This window comes from Paenibacillus elgii NBRC 100335, assembly GCF_004000865.1.
Taxonomy (GTDB): domain Bacteria; phylum Bacillota; class Bacilli; order Paenibacillales; family NBRC-103111; genus Paenibacillus_G; species Paenibacillus_G elgii.
In genome coordinates this window covers 16,126-32,185 of record NZ_BIMB01000014.1, presented here as the reverse complement: position 1 = coordinate 32,185, position 16,060 = coordinate 16,126, and the positions used below count along the sequence as shown (strand labels likewise).

Here is a 16,060-nt window from a genome sequence, read left to right as displayed (position 1 = left end):
AATGAGACTTAAATGAGAAGCGACGGGAGAAAAGTCGATCAGGCGCGTCCTGTGAAAATTACAACCAATTACAATAAACACGCCGAGGGCTCGGTGCTGATCGAAGTGGGAGATACGAGGGTCATCTGCACGGCGACGGTGGAGGAACGGGTTCCGCCGTTTATGAAAGGGCAGGGCAAAGGATGGGTAACCGCCGAATACTCGATGCTGCCTCGGGCGACTTCGGTCCGCAATCAGCGCGAAGCGGCCAAAGGGAAACTCGGCGGACGCACGATGGAAATTCAGCGGTTGATCGGACGGGCGCTGCGCTCCGTCGTCGATCTGGAAGCGCTGGGCGAGCGTTCGATTACGCTGGACTGCGACGTGATCCAGGCGGACGGCGGCACCCGGACGACGTCGATCACCGGCGCATTCGTTGCCATGACGATCGCGATGGATAAAATCGCGCGGGAACGGAATTTGAACCGGTTCCCGATCACCGATTTTCTCGGTTCCATAAGCGTGGGCATCATTCAGGAGCGGCCATGCCTGGACCTGAACTACGAAGAGGACTCCAAAGCGAAGGTCGATATGAACGTAGTGATGACCGGCCAGGGCAAATTCGTCGAGGTGCAAGGAACCGGCGAAGAAGCTCCGTTCTCCCGGGAAGAGCTTGACGCGCTGCTGGCACTGGCCGAAACGGGCATCCAGGGCATGATTCGGGAGCAAGCGATGGCGCTTGGGCCGATTGCCGAACGCATTAAGGGGGCGTCCCATGCGGCTCGGAGCTGAGGTCGTCATCGCGACGACAAACGCCGGTAAACTTAAGGAATTCGAGAAGATGTTCCGGGAGAAGGGCATCGCGGTCAAAAGTCTGCTCGATTATCCGGAGATCCCGGATATCGTCGAGGACGGGGATACCTTTGCGGCGAACGCCTTGATCAAAGCCAGAGCGGTGGCCCGGCGGCTCGGCGTTCCTGCGGTGGCGGACGATTCCGGCTTATGCGTGGACCGTCTGAACGGTGCGCCGGGGGTATACTCGGCCCGCTACGCGGGCGAGCCGAAGGACGACGCGGCGAATAACCGCAAGCTCGTCGGCGAGCTGGACAAGCTGGAGCCGCTGCCCCGGCCGGATGATGCGGCTCATCCCGAAGCGCTCAGCCCCGCCCGTTTCGTCAGCGCCATTGCGCTCGTGGATGCGGACGGAACGCCGCTTGCCGAAGTCGAAGGGACGTGCGAGGGCGTCATCATTCGCGAGCCGCGGGGCAGCGGGGGCTTCGGCTATGATCCGCTGTTTTACGTCCCGCAGCTCGGCCGGACGCTGGCGGAGCTGACACTCGAAGAGAAAAATGCGCTCAGCCATCGCGGTCAGGCGATCCGTAAATTATGGGACTTTTTGGCCTGAGTAGGCCATATTGCCATTATCGAATCGACACTTTGTAGTGGCGCAGCCACGTATCGATTTGGGCCAAATAAGCGAACAGCTGCGGCCCGGTCATCAGCTGGCCGAACCAAGGCAACTGGAAACGGCCTTCGGCGTCCTCGGCAAGGGTGCGGATTTTGGCCGTATCGATGAACGGAAGCAGAGGCGAGGAAGGGTCGTTTAAGATGTCCAATACCCAGGAGCGGACGGCGGTCAAATAGTTCGGATTGTGCGTTTTCGGATACGGGCTTTTTTTGCGGGTCAGCACGTCTTCGGGAAGAATGCCGCGGAGCGCCTTGCGCAAAATGCCTTTTTCCCGCTCGCCGGCCGTTTTGACCTCCCACGGAATGTTCCATACGTATTCGACCAGCCGGTGATCGCAGAAAGGCACGCGCACTTCGAGACCGACTGCCATGCTCATCCGGTCTTTGCGGTCGAGCAGCGTCGGCATAAAGCGGGTAATGTTCAAATAGGACATTTCCCGCATCCGGTTTTGCTGTCCGTTCTCGCCGGCCAGACGGGGCACTTCGGAGAGCGCTTGGCGGTAACGGTCCTGCACGTATTGAGCGGGCTTCACCCAATCGACGAATTCGGATGAGAGCAAGGCGATGCGTTCGGGGGTTGCCAGCGACCAGGGGAACGTTCCGGCATTCAGCGCTTCCTCCCGGTGAAACCAGGGGTACCCGCCGAAAATTTCGTCGGCCGCTTCGCCGGATATCGCCACCGTGGCGCCTTTTTTAATTTCACGGCAAAATAAATAAAGCGAACCGTCCACATCGGCCATTCCGGGCAAGTCCCTGGCCAGCACGACGGTTCGGAGCGCCTCGACCAGTTCCGGCGTATCGAATTCGACCGCATGATGCACGGTTCCGAGGTGCTCTGTCATCCGCTTGATCCAAGGCGCATCCGCATTCGGCTGAAAGGCGCTTGCTTGGAAATGCTTATCGTTATCGACATAATCGACCGAATAGGTGTGCAGGGCGTCGAGCCCCTGCTGCGCATAGTAATGTGCGGCAAATGTCGTGAGAGCGCTGGAGTCGAGCCCGCCGGACAGCAGCGTGCAGATCGGCACATCCGAAGCGAGCTGGCGGATCACCGTGTCCCGCAGCAGCTCGCGCACTTTGGCGGCCGTCGTCTCCACGTCGTCCTCGTGCGGCTTGCTTTCCAGCTTCCAATAGGCGCGTACGCTTAGGCCGCGCGCATCCATGACCATGCAGTGACCCGGCTTCAGCTCCTGCATATTTTTATAGACGCCGTGGCCCGGCGTGCGCGCCGGCCCGATGGCGAAAATTTCGGCCAGTCCTTCGCCGCTGATTTGAACCGTAAAGTCCGGATGCGCCAGGATGGCCTTCGGCTCCGAACCGAACAGCAGCCGGCCTTCCGCGTAGGAATAGAAAAGAGGCTTGACGCCCAGCCGGTCGCGGACGAGGAATAGCGACTGCTCTTCATTATCCCAGATGGCAAAGGCGAAGATGCCGTTGAGCCGGTCGACGCAGGCTCGGCCCCATTCGACGAACGAAACGAGCAGCACCTCGGTGTCGCAGGTCGTGGTGAACCGGTGGCCCCGCTGCTCCAGCTCTTTTTTTAATTCGGGCGCATTGTATAGCTCGCCGTTATAGACGATCGTTATTGTATTATCCCCGACTTTCCGGGTCATGGGCTGGGCTCCGCCTGCCGGGTCCATGACGCTCAGACGGCGGTGCCCGAGCGCGCAGCGGGGCGTGATCCAGCTGCCGGAGGCATCCGGACCGCGCGAGGCGAGCGTATCCGTCATCGTTTCGAGAACGGACGGATACTGGGTCAAATCTTTGTTCCAATCAATCCATCCCGTGATTCCACACATAGCTTTCATCCTCTCCGGTCTTCCAGAATCTGTCGCTCTCTTGAGGGGCCCAAAGATGACAGCAAGATGTTAAAGGTTATGCGTGGCAGGGGCGGATGATGTCTGTCCGGGCGAGGCCCACCGCGGAAAACTTGATGAAAAAATGGACAAACGGCCGAAGAAAAGTTACACTTAGCGTATAGGTGTATTTTTATAACGGCCTGCGTTTTGGAAACCGATGTATAGAAAGCGCCGGTTTTGTCTCACGCTATAAGCTGAAGGAACGATAGGCAGGAAGACAATTGATCAACAGGTAAAGGTGGTTCATCATTAATGAAAAGAACGTTCTCAGAACAGCAGAAAGAATACAAGGAAGCTAAAGAAAACTTTGAGAAGGCGAATAAAGAATTTGAGCAAAAGCTCGCTACGACGAAAAAACTCGGTAACGTAACTCCGGAAGTGATGGAGCAGCTTGTCGGCGATACGGGACTTCATATTGCATTGAACCGGCTTGGCGCCGCGGAAGCCGCGCTTCTGAAATGGTCGCACGAGATGATTCAGAACGAACGCGACTATTTGCAAAATAAAGAGCAGGTCGACCGCATGTACAGCTTCATCGAACAAAATCCGCACATTAAAGCGCAGCTCATCCAAGCCGCGATGAAAATGGAATAGATTTCGGAAAATGGAACGCTGAACAGCGCCTGCATAACAGGCAGCCCGGATGCCGTATTTATTGCGCATCCGCGGCTGCTTTTTCACGTCCGCATAACGCGCGTCCGAATCCGGCATCTTATTTAAGGGAACGATGGAACGGACAGGCAAGCGGCTAACAGCAGGAGATTTTGCTTTCGCTTCTTTTTTGGGGTACACTGGCATTCATAAAGAAGCTCAGCAAGAAAGGCGGTGTTTCATGAGCGGGCAGATCAATGACAATGTAATTCTTTTTCCGAAAACCGTCGAATTTTACCAGTTCGAACTGACCCGGCTCCTTGAAGCGGAACGCTACGGAGAAGCGATCAAGCTCCTCCGCTTTTTGCTTGCCTGCCAATCGGACGACGACCGGGCGCGGGAAGAATGGCAGTCCTTGCTCGACTGGCTGCAAGTCATGTTCCCGGATCTGGCGCTGGGGCAGGAGGACGAAAGCGAAGAGCTCAGCGAAGCGGACCTACTGCGGCAGCATTTGCACGCCAAAGGCGAGGAAAAAGGCGACTATGCGAAGCGGCTGCTGGCCAGCCTGCGGGAGCAGCGCGCCGTGGACAAGCAACTGCTGGCCTTGGATCAGCTTGCGTTTCTGGAAGACGAAGGGATCGACGAAGAGCTGATCAAGTGGTTGAAGGAGGATGCGGGGCGGCATCCGCTGATCCAGTTCAAGACGCTGCAAACACTCAAGAAGCGGGGTGCGACCGGCAGCGTAACGCTGCACAAGAACGGCGAAGCGACGGTCGTCGAGATCGAGGATACGCCGGCGGCGTTCGATCAGTTTCCTTCGCAGATTCAAGAGATTATTAACCGCGTGCAGGAAATCAGCGAGACGCAGCATCCGGCGCTCTCGTATTTTGCGGCGGAAACGTGGAACGAATTTTTGGCGTTTATTTACGGAACTTCCGCTTACCGGCAAATGCTGCGGCAGGACTCGGCCTGCGTGGACGTATGGGCGGCGGCGCTGCATTTGACGTTGCTCGAGCAAGTATTTGAAGGCGGGGACAAAGCGGAGCTGTTCGAATTGTACGGGATTACGTCGGATCTGGCGTTCCAGTGGGAACAGGCTTACCGGATGATGCAGCAATTTGCCGCAAACGTATTCACCCGGAGATTATAAAATGGCGCCGCGGGACGATTTCCCGACGTTTCCGCGTTAGAAGCCTTGAAAACCGCATTTATTACGGTTATAATATAATGGTTATATCGGCGGGCTTGTCCGGACTGTACCGCGACTCCGCCAGAACGTGACAAAATTGCGATGGATAATTTTTGGAGGGGAAAGCATAAAATGAAAGCAAGCTGGGAAAAGATAGAGAAGAACGTAGCCGTTCTTGATATTGAAGTGGACGCGGACCAAGTAGCCGCCTCTCTGGACAAGGCATTCAAAAAAGTCGTGAACAAAGTTAACGTTCCGGGCTTCCGCAAGGGCAAAGTGCCCCGCGCTATTTTCGAATCGAAGTTCGGCGTGGAAAGCTTGTATCAAGACGCTCTCGATATCATCGTGCCTGAAGCTTACATTGCAGCCGTTCAAGAGACGGGCATCCAGCCGGTAGATCGTCCGGAAGTGGACGTCGAGCAATTCGGCAAAGGCCAAGTTCTGAAATTCAAAGCGAAAGTTACCGTGAAGCCTGAAGTTGAGCTTGGCGAGTACAAAGGCATCGCTCTAGAAGCTCCTTCCGTCGACGTAACGGCCGAAGAAGTGAACGAAGAGCTGGAAAAACTGCAAAAGCGCCATGCGGAACTCGTTCCGGTAGAAGAAGGCGCAGCTCAGAACGGCGACATCGTCTCGATCGACTTCGAAGGCTTCGTCGACGGCGTTCCTTTCGAGGGCGGCAAAGCGGAGCGTTATTCGCTTGAGCTTGGTTCCGGCAGCTTTATCCCGGGCTTCGAAGAGCAAGTGATCGGCTTGGAAAAAGACGGCGAGAAGGACATCACTGTAACTTTCCCGGAAAACTACCATGCAGAAGAGCTGAAAGGCAAAGAAGCCATTTTCAAAATCAAGCTGCATGACATCAAGCGCAAAAACTTGCCTGCACTCGACGACGAGTTCGCTAAAGACGTGAGCGAGTTCGATACGCTGGACGAGTACAAAGCGGATCTGGAGAGCAAGCTGAAAGAGCGCAAGCAAAGCGAAGCCGACCGCAAGAAAGAAAACGATCTGGTAGAAAAAGCTTCCGAAACTGCGCAAGTGGAAATTCCGGAAGTCATGATTAACGACGAAGCGGAGCAAATGGTGAAAGAATTCGAAAACCGTCTGCGCACGCAAGGCATGAACATCGACATGTACTACCAGTTCACCGGTCAAAGCGCCGAAGACCTCAAAGGTCAAATGCGTTCCGACGCCGAGAAGCGCGTACGCAACAACCTCGTGCTTGAGGCGATCGCGAAAGCGGAAAACCTTGAAGCGACGGAAGAGGAAATCAACGCCGAGCTGGAGAACCTGGCCCAAATGTACGGCCGTTCCGTTGACGAAATCCGCACCATCTTTGCATCCAACGGCAACTTGGGATCGCTGCTGCAAGATATCGTCAACCGCAAAACCGTGAAATTCCTGGTTGACAACAGCAAAACGGCTTAATTCGGAAATCGTATAAACGCGAACATACATGCAAAGGCACGTGTACATCCATGCGTGCCTTTGTTTTACCTTAAACCGCGTGTGACGGTTCCAAGAAACATGCACATAAGAAGTACATAAGCATAACATAATAAGCGTTACATATGAAGTAAACGAATCAATACATATGCGGTACATAATGAAATACAATAGGCGGCAGCAAGGCTGTCCTGCCCGGCAAAACTTGCGTTAGCGGCCGCAACGTTTGTTCGTATCGGGCAGGAAATGACTTTAGTCTTTAAACGTGCTACAATGTTTTGAGTAAGGCTGAAAATGTTTTGCATTTTATGAAGTAAAGGGGTTGGGACGATGACTCTGGTACCTATGGTTGTGGAACAGGAAGGCCGAGGCGAACGCTCTTACGATATTTACTCGCGTTTGCTGAAGGATCGTATTATTTTTTTGGGCAGTGCGATCGACGACGACGTCGCCAACCTGGTAATTGCCCAGTTGCTTTTCTTGTCGGCGGTAGATCCCGAGAAGGATATTCATTTGTACATTAACTCCCCCGGCGGTTCGGTGACGGCCGGTATGGGTATATATGATACAATGCAATTCATCAAGCCGGACGTTTCGACGATTTGCGTCGGCATGGCCGCCAGTATGGGTTCCCTGCTGCTCACGGCAGGCGCCAAGGGCAAACGCTACGCGCTTCCGAACAGCGAAGTGATGATCCATCAGCCGCTAGGCGGCGTCCGCGGGCAGGCATCGGATATAAAAATTCATGCCGACTGGATTATCAAGACGAAGCAGAAGCTAAACCAAATCTATGTGGAGCGTACGGGGCAGCCTTACGAAAGAATCGAACGCGACACGGACCGTGACAATTTCATGAGCGCCGAAGACGCGAAGGCGTACGGTCTCATTGATGCGGTTATCACTCGCAGTGACCTGACTTAGAAAAGGAGTGATCCCATGTTTAAATTTAACGATGAAAAAGGCCAGCTTAAGTGCTCGTTCTGCGGCAAGTCCCAGGAGCAGGTGCGCAAGCTGGTTGCCGGGCCCGGCGTTTATATATGCGACGAGTGCATTGAGCTTTGCACGGAAATCGTTGAGGAAGAATTGGGTCACGAGGAAGAGCTCGACCTGAAAGACGTACCGAAGCCGAAGGAAATCCGCGCGATTCTGGATTCCTACGTCATCGGGCAGGAACAGGCCAAAAAATCGCTGTCGGTTGCCGTATATAACCATTACAAACGGATCAATTCGCAGCAAAGCAAGCTCGAAGATGTCGAACTGCAAAAGTCGAACATCGTCCTTGTCGGTCCGACAGGCAGCGGTAAAACGCTGCTGGCCCAAACGCTGGCCAAAATTTTGAACGTTCCGTTTGCGATCGCCGATGCAACGTCTTTGACGGAAGCCGGTTACGTAGGGGAAGACGTCGAAAATATTTTGCTGAAGCTCATTCAAGCGGCCGATTACGATGTGGAAAAAGCCGAGCGCGGCATTATTTATATCGATGAAATCGATAAAGTAGCCCGTAAATCGGAGAATCCGTCCATCACCCGCGACGTTTCGGGCGAAGGCGTACAGCAAGCTCTTCTGAAAATTTTGGAAGGCACGGTTGCATCGGTACCGCCTCAAGGCGGACGCAAGCATCCGCATCAGGAATTTATCCAAATCGATACGACGAACATCCTGTTTATTTGCGGCGGGGCGTTCGACGGGCTTGAGCAGATCATTAAGCGCCGGATCGGCAAAAAAGTGATCGGCTTCGGCACCGACGGTCATAAAGCCGACCTGAAGCCGGGCGAATACTTGTCTCTTGTCCTTCCGGAAGACCTGCTGAAATTCGGTTTGATTCCGGAATTCGTAGGCCGTCTGCCGGTCATCTCGACGCTGGAGCCGCTGGACGAAGCAGCACTCGTTCGCATTTTGACCGAGCCTAAAAACGCTCTTGTCAAGCAGTATCAGAAGATGCTGGAGATGGATAACGTATCCCTTGAATTCGAACCGGAGGCGCTGGAGGAAATTGCGAAAGAAGCGATTAAGCGCAATACCGGAGCGCGGGGACTTCGCGCCATTATCGAAGGCATTATGCTGGAAGTGATGTACGAGGCGCCATCCCGTACGGAGAGCTCCAAGTGCATCGTGACCAAGGAAGCCGTACAAGCGAAGATCATACCTCAGATCACCGCAGCGGACGGCCAGTCCATTAAGAAAAAAGAAGAAAGCGCGTAAGCGCCGGATATACAAAAAAACTAAACGCCTCCAATTCGCAGGACCGATGATTCGTCCTGCGGAGCGGAGGATGTTTGGCATCATGGGAGAGAAGAAAACACATGTTCCATAGAACGGAAACGGTTCCGGTTAAAGTCGGCAATCTAACCATCGGCGGCAGCAATGACGTGATCATCCAGAGCATGTGTACGACCAAGACGGCGGATGTAAAGGCTACGGTGGCTGAGATTCATCGGCTGGAAGAAGCGGGATGCCAGATCGTCCGCGTTACGGTCAACAATAAGGAAGCGGCGGAAGCGATCAAAGAGATCAAGAAGCAGATCTCCATCCCGCTTGTAGCTGATATTCACTTTGACCACCGGCTCGCCTTGCAGGCCATTGAGAACGGGATTGACAAAGTAAGAATCAATCCGGGGAACATCGGCCGCCGCGAGAAGGTGGAAGCCGTCGTTAAAGCCTGCAAGGAGCGGGGGATTCCGATTCGGATCGGCGTCAACGCAGGTTCGCTTGAGAACCATTTGCTGGAAAAGTACGGCTACCCAACGCCGGAAGCGATGGTCGAAAGCGCCTTGTATCATATCGGCATTCTTGAAGAGCTCGATTTTCGCGATATCATCGTCTCGCTGAAGGCATCCGACGTCCCGATGGCGATTGCCGCTTATACGAAAGCGGCCGCAGCCTTCCGCTACCCGTTGCATCTTGGCATTACGGAAGCCGGAACGTTGTTCTCCGGCACCGTGAAGAGCGCGGCAGGCTTGGGCGCGCTGCTTAGCATGGGGCTCGGTTCGACGATCCGGATTTCGCTCAGCGCCGACCCGGTTGAGGAAGTCAAAGTATGCCGCGAGCTGCTGAAATCGTTCGGGTTGATCACGAATGCCGCCACCTTGGTATCTTGCCCGACCTGCGGCCGATTGGATATCGATCTGTTTTCTATCGCGAATGAGGTGGAAGAGTATATCTCCAAGCTGAAGGTGCCGATTAAAGTATCCGTTCTGGGCTGCGCGGTAAACGGCCCGGGCGAAGCGAGGGAAGCCGATATCGGCATTGCCGGTGCCCGCGGCGAAGGCATGTTGTTCCGTTACGGCGAGATGATCCGCAAAGTTCCGGAAGCCGAGCTGCTGTCCGAGCTAAAGAAGGAAATCGACATCATCGTCGAGCATTTCGAGCGTACGGGCGAAATTCCCGGCCGCAAGCAACACGCAGCGATGTAACTGAAAAAACACCCTTGTGCCCTAAAGTCAACGGAGGCGGGCAAGCCTCCGTTGCTTTTGCGGCAGGGGTGTTTTTTTTGTTGCCGTCATAGCGAGCCTTTATATCAACCTCTCCCCTCATAAAGTTCGGATGGTTGGGGCGTAAATTGAGACAAGTCGTAAATGCCCAAAGTCTGTTCAATTCGAGAAATGAATTGTACGATCCGTTGAAAACCATTCTTTCCAAAGCGTTTTTCTTCGATCTCCTCAAATAGCTCACCTAAATTTTTGAATTCTTTGGGAGTTACAATACTGCGCAGCGCAGGGAAAAGATCGGTATCTTCTCTTGCTTCGTGAGGTTCATACATGCGGATATACAGTGACAAAACACGGACCAAATGATAACGCTCCGGAAAACTATAATGATGGGGTACACGGGAGTAATGAAGAATAATATTCGTCATCTGACGGGCAGCAAGATGTTGAGTCGATAGCACATGGACTAACGAAGTTTGCTGCTGGGCTTGTAGAAACTTCGGGAAAACGTATTTTTCTTCAAGATGTTGATGATGATCCTCGATAAACTGCCGCACAATAGAAGCTGTATGGTACAAAGTGGATGTAATCATTTGTGGATCATAATGCTTTTCCCCAATCAGACGTCTTATAACCTCTTTATAAATAAGAAGGATACGTTTTAAAACACCGTGTTCACGCATTAAGTCTTCAGTAGGTGGAATACCTTCCGATTTCGTTGTGTCTTCTTCAGACAAGGACATCACTTCCTTATCAAGGTATCTTTACAGGTCTATAGGCATCTATACAGTATATTCGAGAGGCAACCAAAACAGAATCGTTACAGATGCGCTGAGGTTCTCCCGATGTTCATTATCCAACCTGGATTAGGCTAATGTCATAGGGCATTTTCGGGCTACTGTCATATATTGTTATTGCCTAGAAAATCTAAAAAGGAGTGTGTTATTTTGACCGGAACGGTTTATTTACAAGATAGGTCTTACAATCCCGAGCAAATGGCCGGGTATCATTTTGTGAAAGCTGAACATTTTGAGCGAATGAAGATGGCCTGTGCGGGCAATCCTCCGTTGTTTTACCAGTATGCCGAGCAGGAATATTTTCACAAAGCTCTCGCACACCGTTATAAAGGTATGGGCGGCTGGATGCAATAATAGAAGTTGACACACTGTCGGGATTTCCATTAATAAAAATACGGACAGCGCGACGTGGTTCGGATATATACTCGAAAAATAATCCGAAAGCATCGGTCAAGCAGCTTCTGGCAGCATGTCAAAAGCTGCTTTGTTTTGTCAATCTTCACTATTTACTGGTGTTTTTCAATTTATGACAAAAGGAGTATGCAACACATGAATAGATTTGTGTACTATGGCTATCCGCAAGCCTCATTCCCAGTTCCGCAATATTATCGGAATGAAGACGTACAGCGCAAGGAAACTTTGGTATTGCCCAAAAATGTTACGTACACGACAGCTGTGGAGCCCAAATTCACCGAGCATTTGATCCAACACAAAGGGTTAACGATTGTCATCACGACGACTGTCGGCAAATTGGTAGGTACTCTGGATGATGTTTTCATTGATCACGTAGCTCTTGTAGTTCGTGGAAAAAAGCATCACATTCGATTATGTGAAATCGTTTATTTTGAAAAAGCAGATGAGAAGAGCGGGTAAAGCCCCCGGTCTAGCTTTTTCAACGAAAAAAAGCAGTCAGGGAATCGATTCCTGACCGCTTTTTATGAAATTACCTCTATTTCGTTTCCCGCACTTTTCGATGGGAAGACATCGCATTTTTATTCCCTGCGCTCAAAAACAATGGGCAGTTCTTCCACGCCATAAACGAACGGGCTGCGAATCGGTTTGAATTCAAAATGATCCGCAAAGCGAATATTCGTTATCCGATTCGAGAGGATGCGAAGCGCTATTTTAGCTTCCAACCGCGCCAAAGGAGCCCCCAAACAAAAATGATTGCCGAAGCCGAAGGCCATATGAGGATTGGGCGACCGGTCCGTGATAAACCGATCGGCGTCCGCAAATTTCTCTTCGTCACGATTGGCCGAGCCGATCCAGGGAATAATGAGTTCACCTTTCCGGATTTCGGTGTTACCGATTTGAACGTCTTTGGTCGCATAACGGCTTAGAGATAGAACCGGTGAATAGTACCTTAGAACTTCTTCGATAAAGCTCTCGATCAAAGCCGGTTGATCGTAGAGTATTGCCTGCAGCGCCGGGTCTTCAGCCAGTTTCCGTACCGAATTCGTAATCAGATTGGTCGTCGTCTCGTTACCGGCTGCAAGCAGCAAAATGCAAAACTCCACAATTTCCATATCATTTAGGCACTCGCCGTTCACTTCGGCTTCAACCAACTTTGTGACCAAATCATCCTCCGGACGATTGCGGCGCTCCGCAATGATTTTCAGAAAATAGTCGTCCAATTCGTGCCGGGTTTTCTCTCGTTCCAGATACAGCCGGTGCATATCTTCTTTGCTGCCGGAATCCGGCCCTTTGACAATCGAATCCGACCATTCTTTGAAAAGCCGGCGGTCTTGCGCCGGAATCCCCAGCAGCTCGGCAATGACGATCACGGGCAGGGGAACGGCCAGATCGTGAACCAAATTCGTCGCCCCTTCATTTACAACCGCGTTCAATAATTCTTCGGTAATAGAGGCGATGCGCGGACCTAGTTCCTCGATCGATTTCGGAGTAAACGCTTTGCTGACGATGCCGCGCATCTGCATATGCTTGGGCGGGTCCATCCCAATGATGCTTCCGAGCAGGACAGGGCCTTTAATCGGTCTTACCGAAGAGAAGGTAGCAGGATCTTTGAGCACGTTGTACACATCTTCATAACGAAAAATATCCCAGCATTCCCTCTGGGTATCGTAACGTACGGGAGTGGACTCGCGGCACTGACGAAAAAACGGAAACGGATCGATTTGCGCTTCTTTTGCAGACAATTCCTTCACCGGCGCTATGGCTTTAGGTAACTCTTTGGCAGACTCCATCCGTGTCATCCTTCCTAGATAATAGACTCGTATAACAATAATTTGGTCGATATTACTATTATAGTAGATAAATAATCAAAATAGAATAATTTTCTAAATGATTTTCTGAAGTGGATATCTATTTAAGATAAGGAGTACAGGAGTACCGCCGAAAAAAACAGGCTGGAGCAAAAAGCTTCTTTTTTCTTACCCTGTGGTCTATTTCTCAAAACCAAAAAACGTTCAATGACTAGAAACAAAACACCAAGTACGGCAAAAATCAACAGCGGCTGGCCTGCCAGTACGGAAGCCAGAGCGAATAGCACCAGGACGCTCATTTTCACCGCATTCGTCACGATAATCCTTAAAGTACGCCTCAGCTCAAACCGTTTCCTAAGAACCAGCAAATAATAAACCAAGAGAAAGACCCCAAACCAAGCAAGAGCAAATTTCGCAAGCATCCACAGTGATCCCGTAAGCAGCCTTTGCAGCAATCCGTTCTCCCCCAAGCGTTGTTCCGTTTGGGCTCTCGATTCCCGGGCAAAATTCGGGTCGTAAGCCCCGTCCAAGAGCGCTTGAATGGCCTCCGCAGACAAATCGGGGATTTTTCTTACCTCGTCTAGACCTTGGAAAAACGATTGATTGTCCCGGTACCGAATGATAGCTTTCGCCTCAGCCTCTCGGATGCCTGGAAAAGTCATGAGATCGCTGACATCCGCCGCATTCAGATCGAACGCATAAAACGGCATTCGAATCGAGCCTGCCTCATCGATCGCCAAATAGCTGTGCGCATGGCTCTTGTTCAACAGCCAGATTTCCGCCGGACTTGCTTCAAGCTCCTTTGTACTTAGCCCCGTAGCTTCGCCTAGGAGTCGGTACAATGTTTCTTTCTCGTCCGGATACTCGGCGGCGTAGCCCTGAACGAAATCCGCCAGCGGAGAATCAGTTCGATTCACATACTTATGGAGAACGTGAAATATTTTCATGTACTCGTTTTGCAGTGGGGTAAATACGGCTTTGGCATCCACGGTACGCGAAGCGTCCGCCAAAAAAGCCGAATAGAACGTATCCTCCCTATACCGGTGCTTCAAGTCGCTGGAAAGCAGCTTCGTAAAAAAAGCGGAAACGATCCCTTCGGTAGCCAAGGCTTCCGATACGTTTCTTGGTTTGTTTTCATCATAACGAACGCCCATATTGCGGTATTTGATGCTCTGTTCGGGGGACCCTACAGTTGGCTGCGTCGTCGAGAAACGAATCGTTCCTTCCATCACCCAATCGTGCCGCTTCAACATTTCAAATCTCTGATACCAGAACGGAACTGCGGCCCGATAAAGCTGCAATCGCATCGGCCAGGCATAATCCCTTTCGTATCCGGTAACCATGGTTGCTGTGGTTAACTGAGCCTGCCGGACGCTGGATTCAAGGCCGGCTTTTCTTGATTCGTCCGGTTCATGATCCAAAGACACATTTTCGAAGTGCTCGGCAAAGCCTTCGTCAAACGCGACCCGCCGGTCCGTGGTCAAGGACACGTAATGTATATCGACCGAACGGCTTTCGGTCCGGTCCCAGTCCGGCGAAAGCAAATGGTACATGACATGGCCGAGCTCATGCGGATAAATTTGGCTCATGGAGCCCAAGTAGTCGGACGCGGCCGTGCTTTTCATAAGGTCGACATACGGCGTGCCCGTATGGTCGAGCAGCTCCCCATTCTGCTTCAAATAAAAGCCCGTCCCGGGGAAGCCGCCTTCCCGTTCGGATAATAACAAGTAGGCAGGGTGGCTTGCCTGACGAAGTTCCGTTTGCGCCTGCGTTTCCTTAGGGCGGTTAACCAAGTTTTGAGCGAGGAAAAACAAACGTACGGACTCAGCCATAAACGAATCGCGGAATAAATGCTCCGTCTTCGGATCGTCCGTATATTCGAAAATCGGGTATTCGCCTTTCTTCTCCCCGGTATCCCGAACGATTCGGAACGGCGGGGATGGGTCCGGTCTGACATAAGATAGAAAAGAATCGGATTCCTTAACCGAAGACGCAGCGGCTTGGGCGGTATCGCAAGCACACATCCCCATCCATAAAAGCCCTGTGAAGCAAAGTAACTTCCATCGTTTCATTTGAGCTCCCACTTTCTTGTCTCTATGCAAATAATTCCAATAACTATAGACGAACAAGACTGCATTTTTCCTTCAAATAGGGATAAAAATTTCTGGACCTAAAATCCAAAATTAGCAATCCTTCGTATAGGTTTTTGGCGTAATGCAAACAATGAGGTTAGGACATTACGGATAAGGAGGTGCGGTCCATGAGAAGGAAATGGTGGGCGTCCGTCACAGGATGGCTTTGTCTATGTCTCATCATTCCGGTCACCGCAGCCGGTCATTACATAGCCGTTGACCCGGCGGCAGGAACGAAGCAAATCGCCGTCGTCATCGACGATTTCGGCAACGGTCAAGCAGGCACCGAGCAAATGATGGAGCTGCCGATTCCGTTTGTCGCGGCGGTCATGCCTTTTTTGCCGACAACGAAGCGTGATGCGGAATGGGCGCATAAGCTTGGCAAGGAAGTCATCGTACACCTGCCGATGGAGCCGCGGAACGGAAAGCCGGAATGGCTCGGTCCGGGTGCGATAACCACGAGACTTCCCGACGATGAAATCCGGCGAAGAGTCATTGCCGCCATTGAGGATGTGCCGCATGCGGTAGGCATCAATAATCACATGGGATCGAAGGCGACATCCGACGAACGGGTCATGCGCATCGTGCTGACCGTATGCAAAGAGCGCAACTTGTATTTTTTGGACAGCAGGACGACCGACAAAAGCGTCATCGGTAAGCTGGCGAAAGAAATCGGTGTGCGCACAGCGGAAAATAATTTGTTCATGGATGATACTTACACCCGGAGCCATATACTCAAGCAGGCGGTAAAGCTGCAGAAGCTCGTTCGCGAGAATGACAGCACGATTGTCATCGGTCATGTCGGTCCGCCGGGGAAGCATACCTCCGAAATTTTAAAACAATCGATTCCGACCCTGCAGCAGCTTGGCGGACAGTTCGTACCGGCATCGCAAATGATGAAATAATGGTCCCAATGCAAAAAAAGACCGCGCGCCACGTGAAATTGGCTTGTCGAC

The 16,060-nt window shown here is 52.0% G+C and carries 15 protein-coding genes; 11 read left to right on the top strand and 4 right to left on the bottom strand.

The window, feature by feature from the left end; genetic code table 11:
• The first annotated feature begins 12 nt into the window (after positions 1 to 12).
• Together rph and PEL01S_RS12840 are read left to right on the top strand one after the other, a co-directional pair.
• Positions 13 to 771: a ribonuclease PH gene (gene rph / locus PEL01S_RS12845; protein ID WP_127460559.1), complete on the top strand. Its 759-nt coding sequence runs from the start codon at positions 13 to 15 to the stop codon at positions 769 to 771.
• On the top strand, positions 755 to 1,384 hold the full coding sequence (locus PEL01S_RS12840) for an XTP/dITP diphosphatase (RefSeq protein WP_127460558.1): 630 nt from the start codon (positions 755 to 757) through the stop codon (positions 1,382 to 1,384). The genes rph and PEL01S_RS12840 overlap by 17 nt, the downstream gene beginning before the upstream one ends.
• 16 nt (positions 1,385 to 1,400) lie before the next feature.
• On the opposite strand, the gene asnB is transcribed toward PEL01S_RS12840, so the two are convergent.
• On the bottom strand, positions 1,401 to 3,245 hold the full coding sequence (asnB, locus tag PEL01S_RS12835; protein WP_127460557.1) for an asparagine synthase (glutamine-hydrolyzing): 1,845 nt from the start codon (positions 3,243 to 3,245) through the stop codon (positions 1,401 to 1,403).
• 312 nt (positions 3,246 to 3,557) lie between these two features.
• On the opposite strand from asnB, the gene PEL01S_RS12830 reads away from it, so the two are divergent.
• The 6 genes from PEL01S_RS12830 to ispG all read left to right on the top strand — a co-directional run bounded on the left by PEL01S_RS12830 (position 3,558) and on the right by ispG (position 9,938).
• Positions 3,558 to 3,899 carry a hypothetical protein gene (locus tag PEL01S_RS12830; protein WP_036690680.1) on the top strand — a complete coding sequence of 114 codons (342 nt, stop codon included), beginning with the start codon at positions 3,558 to 3,560 and terminating at the stop codon, positions 3,897 to 3,899.
• Between the two features lie 238 nt (positions 3,900 to 4,137).
• Positions 4,138 to 5,046: a hypothetical protein gene (locus PEL01S_RS12825; protein ID WP_108534322.1), complete on the top strand. Its 909-nt coding sequence runs from the start codon at positions 4,138 to 4,140 to the stop codon at positions 5,044 to 5,046.
• A 171-nt stretch (positions 5,047 to 5,217) separates the two neighbouring features.
• The gene (gene tig, locus PEL01S_RS12820) at positions 5,218 to 6,507 is read left to right on the top strand and encodes a trigger factor (protein WP_127460556.1); all 1,290 of its coding nucleotides are present in this window, start codon (positions 5,218 to 5,220) and stop codon (positions 6,505 to 6,507) included.
• Between the two features lie 348 nt (positions 6,508 to 6,855).
• Positions 6,856 to 7,446, top strand: a complete 591-nt coding sequence (gene clpP, locus PEL01S_RS12815; RefSeq protein WP_010493986.1) for an ATP-dependent Clp endopeptidase proteolytic subunit ClpP — start codon at positions 6,856 to 6,858, stop codon at positions 7,444 to 7,446.
• Positions 7,447 to 7,461: 15 nt separating this feature from the next.
• Positions 7,462 to 8,727 carry an ATP-dependent protease ATP-binding subunit ClpX gene (clpX, locus tag PEL01S_RS12810; protein WP_010493987.1) on the top strand — a complete coding sequence of 422 codons (1,266 nt, stop codon included), beginning with the start codon at positions 7,462 to 7,464 and terminating at the stop codon, positions 8,725 to 8,727.
• Between the two features lie 101 nt (positions 8,728 to 8,828).
• A complete protein-coding gene (ispG, locus tag PEL01S_RS12805; protein ID WP_127460555.1) occupies positions 8,829 to 9,938 on the top strand; it encodes a flavodoxin-dependent (E)-4-hydroxy-3-methylbut-2-enyl-diphosphate synthase in 1,110 nt (369 codons plus the stop codon).
• A 104-nt stretch (positions 9,939 to 10,042) separates the two neighbouring features.
• On the opposite strand, the gene PEL01S_RS12800 is transcribed toward ispG, so the two are convergent.
• On the bottom strand, positions 10,043 to 10,690 hold the full coding sequence (locus tag PEL01S_RS12800; RefSeq protein ID WP_163768443.1) for a hemerythrin domain-containing protein: 648 nt from the start codon (positions 10,688 to 10,690) through the stop codon (positions 10,043 to 10,045).
• Positions 10,691 to 10,900: 210 nt separating this feature from the next.
• Between PEL01S_RS12800 and PEL01S_RS12795 the strand changes: the two genes are divergently transcribed.
• Together PEL01S_RS12795 and PEL01S_RS12790 are read left to right on the top strand one after the other, a co-directional pair.
• Complete coding sequence (locus PEL01S_RS12795; RefSeq protein ID WP_063185123.1) at positions 10,901 to 11,104, top strand: hypothetical protein; 204 nt, start codon at positions 10,901 to 10,903, stop codon at positions 11,102 to 11,104.
• Positions 11,105 to 11,299: 195 nt separating this feature from the next.
• Complete coding sequence (locus PEL01S_RS12790) at positions 11,300 to 11,623, top strand: DUF2642 domain-containing protein (RefSeq protein WP_108534319.1); 324 nt, start codon at positions 11,300 to 11,302, stop codon at positions 11,621 to 11,623.
• A 119-nt stretch (positions 11,624 to 11,742) separates the two neighbouring features.
• Here the strand turns inward: PEL01S_RS12790 and PEL01S_RS12785 are convergent, their stop codons facing one another.
• The gene (locus PEL01S_RS12785) at positions 11,743 to 12,954 is read right to left on the bottom strand and encodes a cytochrome P450 (RefSeq protein WP_127460553.1); all 1,212 of its coding nucleotides are present in this window, start codon (positions 12,952 to 12,954) and stop codon (positions 11,743 to 11,745) included.
• Positions 12,955 to 13,076: 122 nt separating this feature from the next.
• Positions 13,077 to 15,044, bottom strand: coding sequence for a ComEA family DNA-binding protein (locus tag PEL01S_RS12780; protein WP_127460552.1), 1,968 nt, complete (start codon positions 15,042 to 15,044; stop codon positions 13,077 to 13,079).
• A gap of 188 nt (positions 15,045 to 15,232) precedes the next feature.
• Between PEL01S_RS12780 and PEL01S_RS12775 the strand changes: the two genes are divergently transcribed.
• Entirely contained in the window at positions 15,233 to 16,009 is a 777-nt protein-coding gene (locus PEL01S_RS12775) for a divergent polysaccharide deacetylase family protein (RefSeq protein ID WP_127460551.1), read from the top strand.
• Positions 16,010 to 16,060 lie beyond the last annotated feature (51 nt).